Origin of the sequence: Roseiterribacter gracilis (assembly GCA_018332375.1) — a bacterium.
GTDB classification, from domain to species: domain Bacteria; phylum Pseudomonadota; class Alphaproteobacteria; order BOG-932; family Roseiterribacteraceae; genus Roseiterribacter; species Roseiterribacter gracilis.
The window spans coordinates 3,565,053-3,583,890 of sequence record BOPV01000001.1; the positions used below are offsets into that span (position 1 = coordinate 3,565,053).

The following is an 18,838-nucleotide window of genomic DNA, read 5'->3' on the forward strand; positions in this document are numbered from 1 at the left end:
GAAAGAAGGGCGCGTCCTTCGCGGGACGCGCCCTTTTTGTTTGCGCACGATTGCGCTGCCGGCCACGAATCGGGCAGCGTCCGCGGCCAGGAGGCGCCGTGCACAAACTCGATCGACGAACCCTGTTGGGTGGCCTTGTCGCGGCAAGCTGCGTTCCGCGCGGCGTCTGGGCTGCCGACGCGGACCTGATCCCGCGCGCGCTTCTGTTTGCCGAGCCGGATGTGGCCGCGCCGCGCTTTGTCGATCGTGCCGGAACGCAACTGGTCTGGCGCGCAGTTCATTACGGCGCGCCGAACCTCTTCACAGCGCCAGCAGACGATCTAAAAGCGGCGCGACCGTTGACCCAGCTCCGCGATCGCGGCATTCGCGGCCCATTTCGCGCCAACGCTGCTGGTACGCACATTGTCTACGGGGCCGACGACAATGGCGACGAAAGCTGGCGCTACTATTCAATCGAGATCGCGACGCGGAAAACCATTCCGCTCACGTCTGATTTGCGTTTGCGCGCGGCGCTCGTCGGCTACAGCGCTGACAATGCGAACGAAATGGTGTTCGCGCACAACGAGCGCCGCCGAGACCGCCTTGATCTGTACCGTATCGATGTCACGACCGGCGTTGCGACTCTGCAATACGCAAACGACGACTTCGAACAGATCTGGGTCGATTCTAGCCTGGAGCATCGCCTCGGCTTAAAGAGCGAGGCCAAAGGCAAGCCGGCATTTTACCTGCGCGTTCCGGGTGGAAATTTCCAGCCGCTACGGTCGCCGCTGAGTGACGCCGCGACGCCCTATATCGTTGGCCGTGAGGACCTGAACTACTGGTTCGATCGGAAAGGCGACGGCACCAACAGCTTGGTGGAAGTCGAAGAGCGGGTCGGGCGTAAGCGCGTCTTGTTCCAGGATCCGCGCGCCGACATTTCGCGCATCCTGCACGTGACGGAAGGCGGGCCGGTTGGCGCCGTTTGCATCGACTATTTGAAGCCGGAATGGCATGCGGTCGATCCGACCTTTGCACCACAGCTTGCGCAGATGGAGGCAGCGGCGGCCGGTTTTCTTGTCGACCGGACACTGTCGGCGGATGGGAAGCGGGCGATCCTGCATTTCGTGTCGGACACCGCACCAGCCACGTTTCATCTTTACGACGTAGCAACCGGGCAGGCGCGCGCGTTATTTGCCGATCGCGCAAAGCTGCGTGACGTGGCGCTACGCCCGATGGATGCGCAAGTGATCCGCAGCCGCGATGGGCTCGACCTCACGACGTATCTGACCTTGCCCTCGACGGGTGCGCGCGGTGTGCCGTTGGTCATCAACGTACACGGTGGACCGCACGCACGCGACGCGTGGGGGTTCGACACGACCCATCAATGGCTCGCCAATCGCGGCTATGCGGTACTAAGCGTCAATTTTCGGGGCTCGACCGGTTTTGGCTCGAAGTTCGTCAAAGCCGGCGAGGGCCAATGGGGCGCGAAAATGCATGACGACATCATGGATGCGCTCGCCTGGGCGGTCGCGCGCGGCGTGGCCGATCCTGCGCGTGTCGCGATCATGGGGTCGAGCTATGGCGGCTACGAAGTGCTGATGGCGTTGATCCGCGACGGCGACAAATTTGCCTGCGGCATCGATCAGTTCGGCGTGTCCAATCTGGTCGGCATGGCCGATCGCTACAGATCGCCATATCGTGAGGCATTCGCGCGTTCGGTCGGCGACACATTCACGCCGGCAAGCCAGACGAGCCTGACCAAAGGCTCCCCGTTCTATCTCGCCGACAAGCTCACGAAACCGCTGTTGATTGCCCAGGGCAGCAACGATCCGCGCGTGCGTAAGATCGACACCGACCTGCTAATGCGCGAATTGCGCGATCGCAATGCGCCGGTCATCTACACTGTATTCGCCGACGACGGGCACGGTCTTGGGCAAGCAGGCAATCGCCTTGCTCTTGCAGCGATCACCGAAGCATTTCTTGCCAAACATCTCGGAGGCTCCGCCGAGCCGTTCGGGAATGCGCTGCGCGGCGTCAATCTCGATGTGCGCGATGGCGCTGATCTCTTGCCGGGGCTGCGCATCTGACGACGCGCAGCCCCGGCGGTCAGTGTTCGGTGCCGCCACCGGCTTCGTCGCCCCACAATTGTTTGAGGCGCGCATCGCGGCCGCAATTGAAGCGGTAGAAGCGATAGGCGATCGCGTTCTTCTTGTAATAGTCCTGGTGATATTCTTCGGCGCGATAGAACGGGCCCGCGTCGGCGATCTGGGTCACGACCTGGTTGCTGCCGAATTTCTTCTGCACATCGGCGCGCGATGCTTCGGCCGCTTTTTTCTGTTCGTCGTCATGCACGAAAATCGCAGTGCGGTACTGGGTGCCGCTATCGCAGAACTGACGATCCTTGGTCAGCGGATCGACATTGCGCCAATAGACGTACAGCAATTGCGGGTAGGTGACTTTCGCCGGGTCGTAGACGACTTGCACCGCTTCGGCGTGGCCTGTCGTGCCGGCAGAAACCTGCTCGTAGGTCGCGTTGGCGACGGTGCCGCCGGTATAGCCGCTGATTGTGGCGACGACGCCCGGCGTGCTGTCGAAAGGCGGCTCCATGCACCAGAAACAGCCGCCCGCGAAGGTCGCGACTTTGAGGCCCGGTGCGGGCGGCGGCTGCACTTCGCTTGCCGTCGCGGAACCGATCACCCCGATCGCAAATGTAATTGCGACCAGCGCCGCCTGGATTTTCGTCCTCATCCGACCCTCAAAAGAAGCCATGTCCAGCAGTGTCCCGATTCCGAAGTCGGCGGTGCGCGTGGCAAGCTCGAGCGAACTTCGGAATCGATCAGGACACTGCCAAAGTTATGTTTCTAGTGTGCTTTTCGGATTTGAAGTTCGCCTCGGTGCCTGACCCAGGATCGGGCGAACTTCAAATCCAGCACACTAGTTCGCACGGCTTCCATGCCGGTTACGCGACACCGCGCGGCTTGTCCCGGCCCAGGGCGCCTTGCTATGCAGCCCGACCTCCTAAAAGTGTGGGACCGCAACCGATGGACCTCAAAGGCAAAGCCGCGCTCGTAACGGGCGGCGGATCGGGCATGGGCGCAGCCACGGCGCGCGCGCTTGCCGCAGCCGGGGCCAAGGTCGCGCTGCTCGATGTCCAAGAGGACAAAGCCAAAGCGCTGGCCGCCGAATTGGGCGGTGTTGCGATCGCCTGTGACGTCACGTCGGCGAGCGACGTCGAGCGCGCGATTGCGGCTGCCGCCGCCGCGCATGGTCCGGCACGGATTGCGGTCAATTGCGCCGGCGTTGCAACTGCGGGCCGCATTGTCGGCAAAGACGGTCCGCTGTCGCTCGACGCGTTCCGCAAAGTCATCGAGATCAATCTGATCGGCACGTTCAACGTGCTGCGTCTTGCCGCTGCCGGCATGCAGTCGTTGGAGCCGCTCGCCGACGGTGAGCGCGGTCTGATCGTCAACACCGCATCGGTCGCCGCGTTCGAAGGTCAGGTTGGCCAGGCTGCGTACGCGGCATCGAAGGGCGGCATCGTCGGTTTGACCTTGCCCGCTGCGCGCGAGCTGGCGCGCGTCGGCGTGCGCGTTGTGACGATTGCGCCGGGACTGATTGAGACGCCGCTGTTCGCAGGGTTGAACGAAGCTGCCGTCGCGTCACTTGTTGAGTCGACTGTCTATCCGAAACGCCTCGGCAAGCCCGAAGAGTTCGCCAAGCTCGTCGTGCACGTTGCCGAGAATGTCTTGTTGAACGGTGAGACGATCCGCCTGGACGGCGCCGTCCGCCTGAATGTGAAGTGAGCGAGATGTCCGAAAATCATATGATCGAAACCGACGTCGTCATCGTCGGTGCCGGCCCGTGCGGCCTGTTTGCCGTGTTCGAACTCGGCCTCAACGACATGAAGTGCCACGTCGTTGACATTCTCGACAAAGTCGGCGGCCAGTGCGCCGAGCTCTACCCGGAAAAGCCGATCTACGACATTCCGGCGCTGCCGGTGGTGAGCGGCCAGGAATTGACCGATCGGCTGATGCAGCAGATCGAACCGTTCAAGCCGGTGTTCCATCTCAACCAGATGGTGGAGTCGCTGACCAAGCTCGATGACGGCCGCTGGAAGATGATGACCGACGCGGGCACCAATCTGGTCGCGAAAGTGGTCGTGATTGCAGCGGGCGGCGGATCGTTCGTGCCGAAGAAGCCGCCGATCAAAGGCATCGACGCCTATGAAGGCGCTAGCGTGTTTTATTCGGTGCGTCGCATGGAGACGTTCCGCGACCGCACCATCGTGATCGCCGGCGGCGGCGACAGCGCGCTCGACTGGACGCTGAATCTCGCACCGCTCGCCAAGAAACTGACCCTGGTCCATCGCCGCGACGAATTCCGTGCTGCGCCCCATTCGGTGGCTGCGATGCGCGAATTGGTTGCGGCCGGCAAGGTCGATCTTCGCATCGCGCAGATCGCCGGCCTCGAAGGCGAAGGCGGGCAGCTCTCGGGCATCCAGCTCAAAGACGACAAGGGTGAAACCTCGGTCGTGCAATGCGACGCGTTGCTACCCTTCTATGGGCTGACGATGAAGCTGGGTCCGGTGGCGCAGTTCGGTTTGAACCTGCACGAGAATCTGATCCCGGTGGACACCGAGAAGTTCGAAACCAGCGAACCCGGCGTCTTCGCGATCGGCGACATCAACAGCTACCCGGGCAAGCTGAAGCTGATCCTGTCGGGCTTCCACGAAGCTGCACTGATGGCGCAGCAGGCGTTCCGCATCGTGCATCCGGATCGCAAGCTGCGCTTCCAGTACACGACCAGCTCGTCGGATCTGCAGCAGAAGCTCGGAGTTGCCGCGTGAAGATTTTCGTCGAAGTCGAAGGCAAGCAACACGAGATCGAGACGACCAGCGAATTGCCGCTGATGGAAGTGATGCGCGACGCCGGCATTCCGGTGCTGGCATCGTGCGGCGGCTCGTGCGCCTGTGCGACGTGCCACGTCTATGTCGATCCGGCCTGGGTCGATCGCGTGCCGCCGAAGAGCCCCGACGAAGAAGCGACGCTCGATGGCGCATTCGGCATCGAATATAATTCGCGCCTGTCCTGCCAAATTGCGATGGCGCCCGAGCTCGATGGGTTGAAAGTCATCCTCGCGCCAGACGCGATTGGCTGAAAATACGGCGCGCTCCCAAGAGCGCGCCGTTTTCTTTTCCTTCTTAGAAGTTGAACTGGGCGCGCGTTGCAATCGCCTGGAAGGCAACGCCGGTCTGGGCGTTGGTTCCGAACGCGTGCTTGTCCACGTCACCATTGATGTAGTCGAACAAGAACCGGACGTTGCGATTGACGTACCAGTTCAACGCCGCGGTCCACACGCGCTGGCGGCCGCCATTGACGATGAAGCCTTGCGACGCATCGTTCAGATTGACGGTGCTGTAGCGCAAGCCGACTTCCCACGCACCCCAACCACCTTCGCTGAGCGAGAAGGGGCGGATCGGCGTCAACGGACCGGGCGCGCCGGTGCCGATATTGTAGGGCTTCTGTTCGCCGGTCAGCATGTAGGACGCCTGCGCGTACCAACCGCTGAATTCCACGTTGGGCGAGATCTTGGCCGCGCTGCCCGGCACGGTGATGTCGCGCGTGTCGAGACCGAAGCGGCTGTACTGCCCTTGCAGATGCAGCGCGTCGTAGATCGCCAGGAATTCGAGACCGTATTCGTAGGCGCGGTCGATGTTGTAGGAGCCGCCGGTCGCATTGTTGTTTGACGTGTTGAGGAACTGCGTGCCGTCGACGCGCAGTTCCGGCCGTTCCGAATAGTTCAACACGCGTTTGCCACCCGGTGTGTTCAATTGCGGTGTCTGGAACACGTAGGTTCCGTTGACGCCGACATGGATCACACCGCGGTCGCTCTTGTACGGCAGGAATACGCCGCGCCCGATGACGGCAAGCTGTTCGTCGCCCGAATTTCCGTTCGGATTGTTGTTGGCGGCCGAGCCGGTCAAATAGGAATGCGCGAACCAGCGATCGCCGTTGCTGCGAACGCCGATGGCCGAGCGGCCGTCAGTACCGGCCAATCCTTCGATGATGTTCGATTGAGCGGCACGTTCAAAGAAGACGATGTCGTTGGAGCTGGTTGCTTCTTCCAGGTTCAAGAACGGATTGATGTAGCCGATATCGATTTTGACGCCGGGCAGGCCGGCATAGGTTAGGCGCGCGTCGAGCAGATTCACCGGCCCGTCATTGCCGGAACCACCGGCATTGACCGACAGCTCATATTCCCAGTCGCGCGCGAACTTGCCCTGCACACCCCAATAGATGCGGCGCGCATTGGTGCCGGAATTCAGATCCTGCGTGCCCTTCTTCTGGTCGAAATAGCTGGCCGCATCGAAATGCACCCGGCCGAACATCTGGAAGGTGAATTCGCCGTCGCGCGTCGACAAAGTCGGCCGCCCGTTCGGCAGTGAGGCGACCACGTCGGTCGGTTTCATCGCTTCCGTCTTCACCTGCGCCGCCGCTGCGACGCGTTGCTTCTCGGCTGCCTCCATTGCATCGAGCCGTTTCTGCATCGCCTGCATTTGCTGTCGTAACGTTGCGATGTCGTCACCGCTGCCCGGCGCTGCGTGCGCGGCCAACGGACTCGCCAGCAGCAACGCTGCGAGCGCAACCTTCCCCGATCGGGTCATGTTCCATCCCTATTGTTGTTGGTTGTTCCTTCAACAACCACGCGTGCAGACACGCGTGCGCGCGGCGTTAGTCCCGCGCACAACTGCGATGCAGATATGCGCACGCGGTGGTGCGTGCGGCGGGAATAAAGCTTTGCGACGCCCGGTCTCCCGCGTGACGTCTGGGTAGTCGTCGGGATGGGCTTCAGGCGGCGCCGCCGGAAGCCCAAACCCGCGCGGTGCATGGTGGCTTTTGCAGTTCGTGCAAGAGGCGCTACAACGCTGCCCATGCAGTTCGAACTCGATGAAGATCAGCGCGCACTGGTCGATACGGCGCGCGCATTTGCAGCTGAAAAACTGGCTCCGGGCGCATCGAAATGGGACGAGGAAAGCCACTTCCCTGTCGATATATTGCGCGAGGCGGCCGCACTTGGCTTTGCCGGTCTCTATTGCGACCCGGCGCATGGCGGTTCGGGCCTGACGCGGCTCGACGCGACGCTGTTATTTGAAGAGCTGGCTGCGGCCGATCCCTCCACCGCGGCCTATCTCTCGATCCACAATATGGCCGCCTGGATGGTCGATACGTTCGGCAACGACGAACAGCGCGCGCGCTGGCTGCCGGGCCTGTTCACGATGGAGAAGCTGGCCAGCTACTGCCTGACCGAACCGGGTGCGGGATCCGACGCGGGCAATCTTTCGACGCGTGCGGTGCGCGACGGCGATCATTACGTGCTGAACGGTGCCAAGGCCTTCACCTCGGGCGGCGACGAAACCGATCTCTATCTCGTCATGTCGCGCACCGGTGGTCCGGGCCCGAAAGGAATCTCCTGCATCGCGGTCGAACGCGGCACACCGGGTTTCTCGATCGGCAAGCGCGAAAAGAAACTGGGCTGGAACAGCCAGCCGACCGCGGCGCTGAGCTTCGAAGATTGCCGCGTGCCGGTGACGAATTGCATCGGCGCCGAAGGTGACGGGTTCAAGATCGCGATGAAGGGGCTCGATGGCGGGCGCCTGAACATTGCGGCCTGTTCGCTCGGCGGCGCGCGCGCATCGTTGGCGCTGGCGTTGAGCTACGTACAAGAGCGCAAACAATTCGGGCAGCGCATCGCCGATTTCCAGGCGACGCAATTCCGTCTCGCCGACATGGCAACGCATCTCGATGCAGCGCGCTTGATGGTGCATCGCGGCGCCGCGTCGCTCGACGAGAAACATCCCGACGCGACGATGCGCTGCGCCATGGGCAAGCGCTTCGCCACCGACACGTGCTGGCAGATCGTCGACGAGGCGCTGCAGCTGCATGGCGGCTACGGCTACATCAAGGAATACGGCGTCGAACGCTATCTGCGCGATTTGCGCGTGCACCGTATTCTCGAAGGCACGAACGAAATCATGCGCGTGATCATCGCGCGCCGCATGCTCGAACAAGGTTGGCAGCCGTAATGACCGAGGCACCTGAAGTTCTGTTCGAGCGTCGCGGTTCGATCGGCATCATCACGCTCAACCGGCCCAAGGCGCTCAACGCGCTGACCACCGGCATGTGCGCCGCAATCGACGGCAGTTTGCGCGATTGGGGCCGCGACCCTGCTGTGCGCGCAATCATCACGCGCGGCACCGGCGGGCGCGCCTATTGCGCCGGCGGCGACGTACGCGCGGTTGCCGAGTCGGGCGCGCGGCGCAAGGCCGGTGACGATGATGGGCTGACGCGCGATTTCTTTCGCACCGAATACCGTATGAACCGCCGGCTGCAGCGGTTTGAAAAGCCGCTGATCGCGCTGATCGACGGCGTCACGATGGGCGGCGGCATCGGCCTGTCGATGCATGGCAGCCACCGTGTCGCGACCGAACGTACCTTGGCGGCGATGCCCGAAACCGGCATCGGCCTGTTTCCCGATGTCGGTGCGTCGTACGTGCTGCCGCGTCTGCCCGGCGCGTTCGGTCTCTATCTCGCACTGACCGGCGCGCGCCTGGGTGCGGCTGATCTGGCGCATCTCGGCATGGCGACCGACGTGATCGAGTCGGCGCGTCTCGACGATCTGGTCGACGCGCTGGTTGCGGCGGAATGGAACGCAGGCGAAGCGCGCGCGGTCACCGACGGTGTGTTGAAGACGTTCCGCGTTGCGCCCACTGCGGCGCCGTTGGCGGAACACAAAGACGTGATCGACGCGTGTTTCGCGCTCGATACGGTCGAGGCGATCCTGGCCGCGCTGGACAAGACGCCTGGCGCCTTCGCCAGCGAAACCGCGGCGACGATCCGCACCATGTCGCCGACCAGCTGCAAGATCAGCCATGAGGAAATGCGGCGCGGTCGTGACCTGTCGTTCGACGACTGTATGCGGATGGAATACCGGCTGACGCAAAGCGTGCTCGCCGATCATGATTTCTACGAAGGTATTCGCGCGCTGCTGATCGACAAGGACAAGCAGCCGAAATGGAAACCCGCAACGCTGGCCGAGGTCGGTGACGTCGCGCGGTATTTCGCGGCGCCCGCGGACGGCGACCTGACGTTCGAAGACTGACAAGAACAAATTTCCGGAGAACACGCATGGCCAAGATCGCATTCGTAGGGCTCGGCAATATGGGCCTGCCGATGGCGCAGAACCTGGTGAAGGCTGGGCATCAAGTCATCGGCGTCGACCTGTCGCCGGTTGCGTGTGAAGCGCTGCACGCCGCGGGCGGGCAGGTTGCGACCAGTGCGGCGCAGGCTGCCGACGGCGCCGAGCTGCTGATCACGATGCTGCCCGCGGGTAAGCATGTTCGTTCGGTGTTGTTGGGCGATGACGGCGCGTTGGCCAAGTTGGCGCCGGATGCGCTGGCGATCGACAGTTCGACCATCGACGTCGACACCGCCCGCGCGCTGCACGAAGCCGCCTCGTTGCGCCATGTCAGCTTCATCGACGCGCCCGTGTCGGGCGGCACGGTCGGCGCGCAGAACGCGACCTTGACCTTCATGGTCGGCGGCAGCGACGACGCGGTCGCACGCGCAACGCCGTTCCTGCAGCAGATGGGCAAGGCGGTGATCCATGCCGGCGGTCCCGGCAACGGCCAGGCCGCCAAGCTGTGCAACAACATGATGCTCGGCATTCAGATGCTGTCGGTCGCAGAGGGCTTCGCGCTTGCCGATCGTCTCGGGCTCGAGCGCCAGAAGCTGTTCGACATCGCATCGAAAAGCTCGGGCGCGTGCTGGTCGTTGACGGTCAATTGTCCGGTGCCCGGTCCGGTGCCGACGTCGCCTGCCAACCGCGGCTATGAAGGCGGCTTCTTCACCGAGCTGATGTTGAAGGACATGCGCCTGGCACAAGATGCAGGGGCCAGCGCGGGCGCAGCGACGCCGCTCGCGGCAGCAGCGACGCAGCTCTATGCGTTGGCGGCGCAGGCGGGCTTGGCGAAGAAGGATTTCTCGTCGCTGTTCGAATTCCTCACCGCGAAAAACTGAACAATCCGGCGTAGCCTCGCGTTCTGACGTTGGTCGCACCAAGGAAGGAACGCGGGGATGGCTGAAATCCGGATGTTGGATGCGCACGACGCGCTTCCCGATGGGCGCGGCCGGCATGTCATCGTCATCAAACAGTTTCACGAAGATTCACCGCGTGAAACCGTCATTCAGATGATCCTGTCGCGGGGCGAAGGGCCGGACGAGCTGACCGAGCCGGTGCACGCGGACGGCCGGAAAATGGGCTTCGACGAGGCGCTTCGCGCCGGCCGTGCAGTCGCCGACAGCGAGAACATCCATTTCGTCTACGGCATCGACCGGACGCGCGGGCCGCGCGAGAGCGTCGTGCTGGCGGCCGGCGGCGACCACTCGGTCGCGGGCGAAAAGCTCGACGATTTCGACACCGAAGAGGGTGAGCACGGCGCGGATATGGGGGAGCGCCGCACCCCCAATCCCGAAAATTACCGGGCCGATCACGAAGTCTGACGGCCACGCTATGCAGTTCTGTGCAGCCTGCGGTCAGCTTCTCACATCGAACTCTCGACGATTCCGCTCGTTCCTGGTGCAATCACCGGGAGAGGCGGTGGAACATGGGTTTTTCGCTACTCGATAAATTTCTGACCTGGCTGATCCGTTACGGCCAGCTGACCGTCACCGATCATCGTGGACGCGTGCATGTGTACGGCACCGTCGACACGATGGTGCCGGTGGCCATTCGGCTGAACGATTCCGGCGTGGCGCTGACGCTTGCGCTGCGTCCCGACCTCGCCTTCGGCGAAGCCTATATGGATGGTCGCTTCACGATCGAACGCGGCAATGTGCGCGATCTGATCGCGCTGTTGATGCGCAACTTGCAGGCAACCGGCGGCAGCCTGCCGGCCGACCGCATCATGCGGCACTTCCGGCCCTTGATGCTGAAACTGCAGCAAGCGAATTCGGCGCGGCGGTCACGCCAGAACGTGGCGCATCACTACGATCTGTCGGACCAGCTGTACGATCTCTTCCTCGATCCCGACCGGCAATATAGCTGCGGCTATTTCCGGACTCCGACCACGTCGCTCGAACAGGCGCAGCTCGACAAGAAGCGGCACATTGCGGCCAAGCTGTTGTTGAAGCGCGGCCAACGCGTGCTGGAAATCGGATCGGGCTGGGGCGGGCTGGCGCTGTTTCTCGCCGAACATTACGGCGTTGAGGTCACCGGCCTGACGCTGTCGACCGAACAGCACGCCTACGCAACCGAGCGCGCGCGCCGTGCCGGCCTGTCGAACCGCGTGCAGTTCAAGTTGCTCGATTACCGCGCCGAGACCGGTAGCTACGACCGGATCGTGTCGGTCGGCATGTTCGAACATGTCGGCGTCACCAACTACGACACGTTCTTCCGGACCGTGCACAAGCTGCTGGTGCCCGACGGCGTCGCGTTGCTGCATTCGATCGGCCGCGCTGACGGGCCGGGCCTGACCAATTCGTGGCTGCGCAAATACATCTTCCCGGGCGGCTACTCGCCGGCTTTGTCGGAAGTGCTGCCGTCTGTCGAACGCGCGGCGCTCTGGGCGACCGACATCGAAATCCTGCGCATGCATTACGCCTGGACCTTGCGTGCGTGGCTGGAGAATTTCGAAAAGAACCGCGCGCAAATCGCCAAGCTCTATGACGAGCGCTTCTGCCGGATGTGGGAATTCTACCTCGCTGCCTGCGAAGCCAATTTCGAATATTGGGGCGGCATGGTGTTCCAGATTCAAATGGCGAAAGACCAGAACGCAGTGCCGTTCACGCGCGACTATATGGTCGCCGAAGAAACGCGCCTGCTGGAACAGGCCAGCGGATCGAGCGCCCGTAGCGCCTGAGCAGGCGCAGATATCGACAAAAAGCGCCGGCTCAGCCGGCGCTTTTTTCTGCTCACGGCGAACCCCATTTTGTGCGACCGGACGATCAATAGGCTGGACGGACGCCTGATGCCGTCGCTGGATGGTCGGAGCCGTGCGGAATTTGCCTGAACCAATTCATCTGACGCCATCCGACCCACCATCGGACGAGGCGCTGATGTCGCGCTATCGCGACGGGGATGCAACGGCGTTTGACGAGCTGTATGCACGGCATGCCGATCGGCTGTTTCGTTTCGTGCTGCGGATGAGCCGTGGCCGAACCGAGGCCGACGAAATCGCGCAGGACGTTTGGATCGCGGTGGTGCGGGCGCGGACAACGTACATGCCGACCGCGCGGTTCACGACATTTCTGTTTTCGATCGCACATCGTCGTTGCACCGATCGGTTACGCAGCCTGGTGCGGCGAGCGAAGTTCTGGGTCGAAGACGCAGTTGAGGCCGCGACGGAGACGGGACCGTTCGACGTGCTGCATGCGAACCAGCTCGGCCGCGCGCTGCTAGCTGCGATTCAAGATCTACCTGCATCGCAGCGCGAGGCATTTCTTCTCAAGGAAGAGGGCGAATTGACCTTGGATGAGATCGCGCTGGTGACAGGCGCTTCGCGTGAAACGGTGAAAAGCCGTTTGCGATACGCGCAGCGCCGCCTACGCGAAGCATTGGACACATGGCGATGAATGACGACGAAGAGCTCAGCCGACTCTACCGAAAGATCGCGACCGAGCGTGCGCCCATGCGGCTCGACATCGTGCGCATGCGCGGCCATCCGCCCGGGGCGCGCGTCTCGTCTCGCGCTCTCGTGGTCGCCGGGCTGGTTGTTCTAGTCGCGTTGATCGCCGCACGTCCGCTCTGGACGTCGCCACGTGGCGCTACACCGCCCGACGAAGTGCGGGCGTGGCTGCTCGAAGCATCGATTCAACCGTCGCAACCGACTCTCAAATAGCGGAGACATGTTTTATGGAGCGTCGTCACTTTCTTGGCCTCGCCCTGTCACCGGTCATGTTGCTGGCGCATCCGTCTGGTGCGGCGGAGATCAACGGCTGGCATATGACAGGCAAAGCGCCGACCGAATATGAACTCAGCATTGATACGCAGGCGCCAACGCCAGGCGGGAAGAGCGCAAAAATGCGCGCGCGAACCGAGAAGCCGAGCGGATTCGGCGCGATGATGCAATTGATCAAAGCAGATTCGTTTCGCGGCGCACGCGTGAAGCTCACCGCGATGGTGAAGACCGAGGGTGCCGAGGTCGCAGGCCTGTGGATGCGCGTCGACGACGAGCGCGGATCGCTTAGCCTCGACAACATGATGGAGCGGCCGATTTCCGGAACCGCAAACTGGAAACAATATGCGATCGTTCTCGACGTGCCGAAAGAGAGCACGGCGATTGCCTACGGGCTCATCCTCAACGGCAAAGGCACCGCGTGGGCTACCGACTTCAATTTCGAACCGGTCGGCGTTGAAACACCCGTGACGGGCAAATCAATTCCGAAGCGCTTGCCGCCCGCATCGACGCCGACCGCCCCGGTAAATCCGAAGTTCGAGCAGTAATAAAAAGGCGCGCCCCTAGGGAGGCGCGCCTTTCTTTCTTGGTGACGCTGCGGCTCAGTTCTTCTCAGCCAGCAGCTTTTCCATTTCGTCCATGATCCGGTCCATGCGCCGCACCAGCGCCTGGTACGGTTCCGGTTTGGTCATATCGAGACCGGCCTTCTGCAGGATCGCGACCGGATGGTCCGAGCCGCCGGCTTTCAGCACGGCGAGATAATTGTCGCGGCCCGCATCGCCCTTGGTCTGGATCTGTTCGGCGAACCAGGCCGCGGCCGAAATTGAGGTCGCGTACTGGTAGACGTAATAGGCGCGGTAGAAATGCGGGATGAAGGCCCATTCGACGCCGTAAAGATCGTCGATCTTCATCACGCCTTCGCGGTCACCGTGATAGCGCTTCAACAGATCGAGATAGATCGCGCTCAGCTTGTCGCCGGACAAAGCTTCGCCGCGTTCGATCGCTTCGTGCGTCTTGAGTTCGAACTCGGCGAACATCGTCTGGCGGAAGAAGGTGCCGCGCAGCGATTCCAGGATCTGACCGAGATAGAACAGCTTGTCGTCCTTGGTCTTCGCGTCCGCGACCATGCGATCTGCAAGCAGCATCTCGTTGCAGGTCGATGCGATCTCGGCGAGGAACAACGGATAGCCCGCATTTTCATAGGGCTGTGCTTCGTTCGCCAGCACCGAGTGCATGGCGTGACCCCATTCATGCGCGTAGGTCGACAGACCGTCATACGTGTCGTGATGGTTCAGCAGCAGGTACGGATGCACGTCGTACGCACCCGGATTCATGTAGGCGCCGGCGCGCTTGCCTTCGGTCGGATAGATGTTGGCCCAGCGCTCGCCCGTCGCCTTGGTGATCTTGGCGACATAGTCGGGACCCAGCGGCTGCATCGCCGCCAAGGTCAATTCGCGCGTGCGTTCGATCGGGAATTTCCGATCTGACTTCAACATCGGCGGATAGATGTCGTAGTAGCGGATCTCTTTCAGCCCCAGCAGGCGCTGCCGCAATTTGAAATAGCGATGCAAGGTCGGCAGCCCGTCATTGGCCGACTTCACCAGCGATTTATAGACGTCGTCGGGAACGTCGTTGGCGGCCAGCGACGCAGCCAACGCGGTCGGATATTTGCGCGACCTGGCGCCGAACACGTCGCCGCGCACCGACGACACGTACATCTGGCCGATCGTGTTGTGATACTGGTTCCAGGCACCGAAGAACGCGTCGAAGACTCGTTTGCGATCGTCGCGATTGGTTGCCTGGCGCGCTTCGGTATAGCCCTGGCTGTCGAGACGGATCGTCTTACCCGTTGCCAAGGTGACGGTGGGCCACGGCAATTCCGCGTTCGACAGCTGCGAGTAGATTGCGTTCGGCCCGGCGCGCACGACCGACGTGCCGGCCAGGATCGACTCGGCTTCATCGCTCAACACATGCGCGGCGAGTCGTTGAATGTCGCGCAATCCAAATGCGTGTTTGGCGAGGCCGGGTTCGGCTTTGATGAATTCTTCCAGCTTGTCTTTGCCCAGCGCCGCAATTTCGGGACGCATCCACGAAACAGCCTGGCCGTATTCCGAACTCAGCGCCTGCATCAACTGCCGCATCTCTTGCGGCTTGGTGTTCTTCAGATTCTCGTCGGCCTTGAGGCTGGCATAGGTGTTCAAGCGGCCGAGACGTTTTGTGAGGGCCGACGTCGTATCCATCGCGCGCAGCAAGGTCGCCGCGTCGGTGCCCAGCGTGCCTTTGAATGGCTTCACACCGGGCAGCGCGCTTTTCACCGCCAGACGTTCTGCATCCCACGCTGCATCGTCGGGATAGAGCTGGGTGAGGTCCCACATCCAACGTTCGTCGACCTTGGCGTCGGCCGGTTTGGCCGGTGCCGCAGTCGTTTTCGCGCCTGCAGCGGGGGCAGGCGGGTTGGCGGCGAAGGCGGATGTCGAGGCGGCAAGCAGCGCACAGCTCGCAACAGCGACTCGCCCAAACGCCGCAAGAAGGGACGATTTCATGCGCGACAGCTCCGGCAGAGAAAGAGAGAAAGAAGGCCGCGATCTTGACCAGCCACGGAACGACGGGCAACGGGATGCGCGGTGACGAAACGTGACCCACCAGCGACGTCCGTGCCCTGGCACGCAACCTCGACCGGCCTGCGCCTCGAACTTCAGGCGCGGCCCGGCCGCCCGAAAACGGTGCCGACTGGCTTGAAACCCTTGGCGGATGGCGGCGTTGCGCTTGCGATCGACGTCGCCGCCCCGCCCGAGGATGGGAAAGCGAACGACGCGCTGATCGCGGCGCTGGCCAAACTGCTCGGCCTGCAACGATCGGCGGTGCGGATCGCAACCGGTGCGAGCGCGCGTCGCAAATCGCTACAGATCGACGGCGATGCGGCTCGTCTCGCGGCGCAGCTTGCGGGTTGGTTGGCGACGAAAAAGTAAGGCCGCGTCAACTTCCGAGGCGTACCGAACAACGATGCAAAGCCGGTCCCGACCTGCGCGCGACGACGCGCGTGCCCTGTGGGCGCCACGTGTCGCGGCGGCGATCACGCTGACGCTCAGCGCGATCGTGCTGCTGGGCTGGAGCTTCGACCTCGAAATCGCCAAGCGCCTGATCCCGTCGCTGGTCGCGATGAACCCGACCACCGCGACGGCATTGGGTCTGGCGGCGCTTGCGCTGCTGCAGCCGCGCTATGGCGCACATCCGCGCCGCGTGCGTGTCGGCGTCGGCGCCCTGCTGCTGGCGCTTGGCTTGGTCAAATTGTTCGACTTGGCGACCGGCAGCGATAGCGGCGTCGATCGTTGGATCTTCGCATCCAAGCTGGCCGGCCCGGCTACGCTCAACGCCAACGCGATGGCACCGAACACCGCGCTGTGTTTCGCGTTCATCGGCGCGTCGCTACTTGGCTTTGCCAGCCACGCGCGCCGCGCTGTGCATCTGGGACAGTTAACGGCGCTTGGTGCGGCATTGGTCGCGATCGCTGCCACCGTCGGCTACGCCTATGGCAGTCTCGCGCTCTATAATGTGCGCACCTTCTTCCCGATGGCGCTCAACACCGCATTCGGCTTTCTCGTCGTTGCCGTCGGTCTGCTGGCGTCGCGTCCACGACGCGGCCTGGTCGGGTTGGTTGCGGGCAATGACAGCGCCGCCGCGATGGCGCGGCGCCTGTTGCCGGGCGTGCTGCTGATCCCAGTTCTGCTGGGCATCGTCTGGCTGCGCTGGACGCGCGACGGATCGGTCGACATCGTCAACGGCGTCGCGCTGTTCGTGACCGTGGTGATTCTGGTGCTGGCGGCGCTGGTGATGGTCGCGGTGGCCAATCTGCGCACGACCTCGCGCAAGCTCGTGCAGCGCACGCGCGCGCTCGAAGCGGCAATGCGCGTCGCCGAACACGCCAACCGCGCCAAGTCGGAGTTCCTGGCCAATATGAGCCACGAAATCCGTACGCCGATGAACGGCATTCTGGGCATGAACGCGCTGCTTCGCGAAACCAGCCTCGACGACACGCAGCGCCAATTTGTCGACGCGGTGCGCCTGTCGGCCGAAGCGCTGCTCAGCGTGATCAACGACGTGCTCGATATCTCCAAGCTCGAAGCCGGCAAGGTCGCGATCGAATCGATCGACTTCGATCTCGAACGCATGGTCGAAGACGTGCTGGAGCTGATGGCACCGCGCGCGGCCGAAAAAGGCGTCGAGCTGGCGGCCGAAATCGATCCGCTGGCGCATGGCGCCTATCGCGGCGATCCAACGCGCTTGCGCCAGGTGCTGCTGAACCTGGTCGGCAACGGCATCAAGTTCACCGATCGCGGCACCGTCCATGTCGAAGTGCGCGCCGTCTCGACCACGGCCGACGGTGCAATCGGTTTGCGCTTTGAAGTCGCCGATACGGGGCTCGGCATTTCGACCGAAGATCAAATTCGCCTGTTCGAAAAATTCACCCAGGCCGACGGCACGATCACGCGGCGCTTTGGTGGCACGGGTCTGGGGCTCGCGATTTCGAAACAGCTGATCCGATTGATGGGCGGCGAGATCGGCGTCAATTCGGTGCTTGGGTTGGGCAGCCGCTTTTGGTTCGAACTGGCGTTGCCGCGCGGCACCGGTGCGCCGGCCGCGTCGGAAATCGCGATGGTGTTGTTCGATCTGCCGGTGCTGATCGTCGACGACATCGAACTCAACCGCCGCATTCTGGAGCGGTTGCTGGCGCGCGAAGGTGCGCGGGTGCAGACGGTTGCCGACGGCGACGAAGCGCTGGCTGCGGTACAGCGCGCACGCGCGTCGGGCGAACCGTTCCGCCTGGCGTTGATCGATCAAATGATGCCGGGCATGGCCGGTGAAGAACTCGCCGAGAAGCTGCGTGCCGATCCCGCCAATCGCGGCCTGCGCATGGTGCTGGCCTCGTCGATCGGCGTGCCGCATGCAAGCGAGCGCGCCGCGAAAGCGGGATTCGACGCGTTCCTGACCAAGCCGCTGCGTCGTCAGACTTTGCTGGAAACGATTGCGCGTTTGTTCGGCGCGGCGATTCCGGCGGTCACCGACGTGCAACGCGAACGCGCGGCGCAAACGCTGGGGCGTGTGCTGGTGGTCGAAGACAATCACATCAACCAGCTTCTCGCATCGGCGCTGCTGCGCGGCGTCGGGCACGAGGTGCGGCTTGAAGCCGACGGGCGCGCCGCATTGCAGGCGCTGGAAGAACAGACGTTCGACGTCGTACTGATGGATATCCAGATGCCGGTGATGGACGGGCTGGAAGCAACCCGTCGGCTGCGCGCGTTGCCGGGCGCGGTGGCGCGTACGCCAGTGATTGCGATGACCGCCAATGCGATGGCAGGCGACCGCGAAATCTATCTCGGCGCCGGCATGGACGATTACGTGTCGAAGCCGTTCGACCCGGAAGAGTTTCTGTCCGTCGTGTCGCGCTGGATCGGCAACGGTCAGTCGGACGGCCCGCGTCCGGCGCGCCTCGACACCGCCTCGGCACATGCCGCGGTCGCGGCACCGGTGCTGGACCCGGCGCGCCTGACCACGATCCACAGCCTGATGGCGGCCGACGAATTCGACACGTTGTTGAATTCCTTCATCGCCAACAGCGGCGAGCGTGTCGCCAATATTCTGGCCGCGCTTGCAGCCGACGATTTGCAAGCGGCCGCTGCGGCGGCGCACGGGCTGCGCGGCGCGGCGGGAAATTTCGGTGCGTCGCGCATGGCCGCCACGCTCAGCGCGTTCGAACGTCTGTGCGAAGCCGGCACCATCGAGCCGGCGCGCGAACAAGCGCACGGCCTGCCCGGCTTGTACGAAGCGACGGTTGCCGAATTGCGTGCGCGCTTTCGCGACCTGCCGCCCGTAAACGAAGCTGCGCGCGGATAGCGTCGCTCCGTTGCA

17 protein-coding genes are annotated in these 18,838 nt (G+C 63.2%); 14 read left to right on the forward strand and 3 right to left on the reverse strand.

The window, feature by feature from the left end; translation table 11 throughout:
* Positions 1 to 98 precede the first annotated feature (98 nt).
* Positions 99 to 2,066: an alpha/beta hydrolase family protein gene (locus TMPK1_RS17825; protein WP_420244727.1), complete on the forward strand. Its 1,968-nt coding sequence runs from the start codon at positions 99 to 101 to the stop codon at positions 2,064 to 2,066.
* A 19-nt stretch (positions 2,067 to 2,085) separates the two neighbouring features.
* On the opposite strand, the gene msrA is transcribed toward TMPK1_RS17825, so the two are convergent.
* The gene (gene msrA / locus TMPK1_RS17830) at positions 2,086 to 2,673 is read right to left on the reverse strand and encodes a peptide-methionine (S)-S-oxide reductase MsrA (RefSeq protein WP_420245685.1); all 588 of its coding nucleotides are present in this window, start codon (positions 2,671 to 2,673) and stop codon (positions 2,086 to 2,088) included.
* 347 nt (positions 2,674 to 3,020) lie between these two features.
* Between msrA and TMPK1_RS17835 the strand changes: the two genes are divergently transcribed.
* The 3 genes from TMPK1_RS17835 to TMPK1_RS17845 are packed head-to-tail and all read left to right on the forward strand — an operon-like array spanning position 3,021 to position 5,136.
* Positions 3,021 to 3,782: an SDR family NAD(P)-dependent oxidoreductase gene (locus TMPK1_RS17835; RefSeq protein WP_420244728.1), complete on the forward strand. Its 762-nt coding sequence runs from the start codon at positions 3,021 to 3,023 to the stop codon at positions 3,780 to 3,782.
* Between the two features lie 5 nt (positions 3,783 to 3,787).
* Positions 3,788 to 4,825: an NAD(P)/FAD-dependent oxidoreductase gene (locus TMPK1_RS17840; protein ID WP_420244729.1), complete on the forward strand. Its 1,038-nt coding sequence runs from the start codon at positions 3,788 to 3,790 to the stop codon at positions 4,823 to 4,825.
* Positions 4,822 to 5,136 carry a 2Fe-2S iron-sulfur cluster-binding protein gene (locus tag TMPK1_RS17845; RefSeq protein WP_420244730.1) on the forward strand — a complete coding sequence of 105 codons (315 nt, stop codon included), beginning with the start codon at positions 4,822 to 4,824 and terminating at the stop codon, positions 5,134 to 5,136. The genes TMPK1_RS17840 and TMPK1_RS17845 overlap by 4 nt, the downstream gene beginning before the upstream one ends.
* Before the next feature lie 43 nt (positions 5,137 to 5,179).
* Here the strand turns inward: TMPK1_RS17845 and TMPK1_RS17850 are convergent, their stop codons facing one another.
* Positions 5,180 to 6,643 (reverse strand): OprO/OprP family phosphate-selective porin, encoded by a 1,464-nt coding sequence (locus tag TMPK1_RS17850; protein ID WP_420244731.1) that lies wholly within the window; start codon positions 6,641 to 6,643, stop codon positions 5,180 to 5,182.
* A 267-nt stretch (positions 6,644 to 6,910) separates the two neighbouring features.
* On the opposite strand from TMPK1_RS17850, the gene TMPK1_RS17855 reads away from it, so the two are divergent.
* The 8 genes from TMPK1_RS17855 to TMPK1_RS17890 all read left to right on the forward strand — a co-directional run bounded on the left by TMPK1_RS17855 (position 6,911) and on the right by TMPK1_RS17890 (position 13,479).
* A complete protein-coding gene (locus TMPK1_RS17855) occupies positions 6,911 to 8,062 on the forward strand; it encodes an acyl-CoA dehydrogenase family protein (RefSeq protein WP_420244733.1) in 1,152 nt (383 codons plus the stop codon).
* Positions 8,062 to 9,138 carry an enoyl-CoA hydratase/isomerase family protein gene (locus tag TMPK1_RS17860; protein ID WP_420244734.1) on the forward strand — a complete coding sequence of 359 codons (1,077 nt, stop codon included), beginning with the start codon at positions 8,062 to 8,064 and terminating at the stop codon, positions 9,136 to 9,138. Before TMPK1_RS17855 ends, TMPK1_RS17860 begins: the two co-directional genes overlap by 1 nt.
* A 26-nt stretch (positions 9,139 to 9,164) precedes the next feature.
* Positions 9,165 to 10,055 (forward strand): 3-hydroxyisobutyrate dehydrogenase, encoded by an 891-nt coding sequence (gene mmsB, locus TMPK1_RS17865; RefSeq protein WP_420244735.1) that lies wholly within the window; start codon positions 9,165 to 9,167, stop codon positions 10,053 to 10,055.
* Positions 10,056 to 10,112: 57 nt separating this feature from the next.
* A complete protein-coding gene (locus TMPK1_RS17870; protein ID WP_420244736.1) occupies positions 10,113 to 10,538 on the forward strand; it encodes a hypothetical protein in 426 nt (141 codons plus the stop codon).
* 104 nt (positions 10,539 to 10,642) lie between these two features.
* Complete coding sequence (locus TMPK1_RS17875; RefSeq protein ID WP_420244737.1) at positions 10,643 to 11,896, forward strand: SAM-dependent methyltransferase; 1,254 nt, start codon at positions 10,643 to 10,645, stop codon at positions 11,894 to 11,896.
* Between the two features lie 196 nt (positions 11,897 to 12,092).
* A complete protein-coding gene (locus tag TMPK1_RS17880) occupies positions 12,093 to 12,608 on the forward strand; it encodes a sigma-70 family RNA polymerase sigma factor (RefSeq protein WP_420244738.1) in 516 nt (171 codons plus the stop codon).
* Positions 12,605 to 12,874 carry a hypothetical protein gene (locus TMPK1_RS17885; RefSeq protein WP_420244740.1) on the forward strand — a complete coding sequence of 90 codons (270 nt, stop codon included), beginning with the start codon at positions 12,605 to 12,607 and terminating at the stop codon, positions 12,872 to 12,874. Before TMPK1_RS17880 ends, TMPK1_RS17885 begins: the two co-directional genes overlap by 4 nt.
* A 14-nt stretch (positions 12,875 to 12,888) precedes the next feature.
* Positions 12,889 to 13,479 carry a hypothetical protein gene (locus tag TMPK1_RS17890; protein WP_420244741.1) on the forward strand — a complete coding sequence of 197 codons (591 nt, stop codon included), beginning with the start codon at positions 12,889 to 12,891 and terminating at the stop codon, positions 13,477 to 13,479.
* 54 nt (positions 13,480 to 13,533) lie between these two features.
* Here TMPK1_RS17890 and pepF read toward each other — a convergent pair whose 3' ends face one another.
* A complete protein-coding gene (gene pepF, locus TMPK1_RS17895) occupies positions 13,534 to 15,474 on the reverse strand; it encodes an oligoendopeptidase F (RefSeq protein WP_420244743.1) in 1,941 nt (646 codons plus the stop codon).
* An 81-nt stretch (positions 15,475 to 15,555) separates the two neighbouring features.
* Here pepF and TMPK1_RS17900 point away from each other — a divergent pair, with 81 nt between their 5' ends.
* Together TMPK1_RS17900 and TMPK1_RS17905 are read left to right on the forward strand one after the other, a co-directional pair.
* Positions 15,556 to 15,900 (forward strand): ACR/YggU family protein, encoded by a 345-nt coding sequence (locus TMPK1_RS17900; RefSeq protein WP_420244744.1) that lies wholly within the window; start codon positions 15,556 to 15,558, stop codon positions 15,898 to 15,900.
* Positions 15,901 to 15,934: 34 nt separating this feature from the next.
* Positions 15,935 to 18,823: a response regulator gene (locus TMPK1_RS17905; RefSeq protein ID WP_420244746.1), complete on the forward strand. Its 2,889-nt coding sequence runs from the start codon at positions 15,935 to 15,937 to the stop codon at positions 18,821 to 18,823.
* Positions 18,824 to 18,838: the final 15 nt, after the last annotated feature.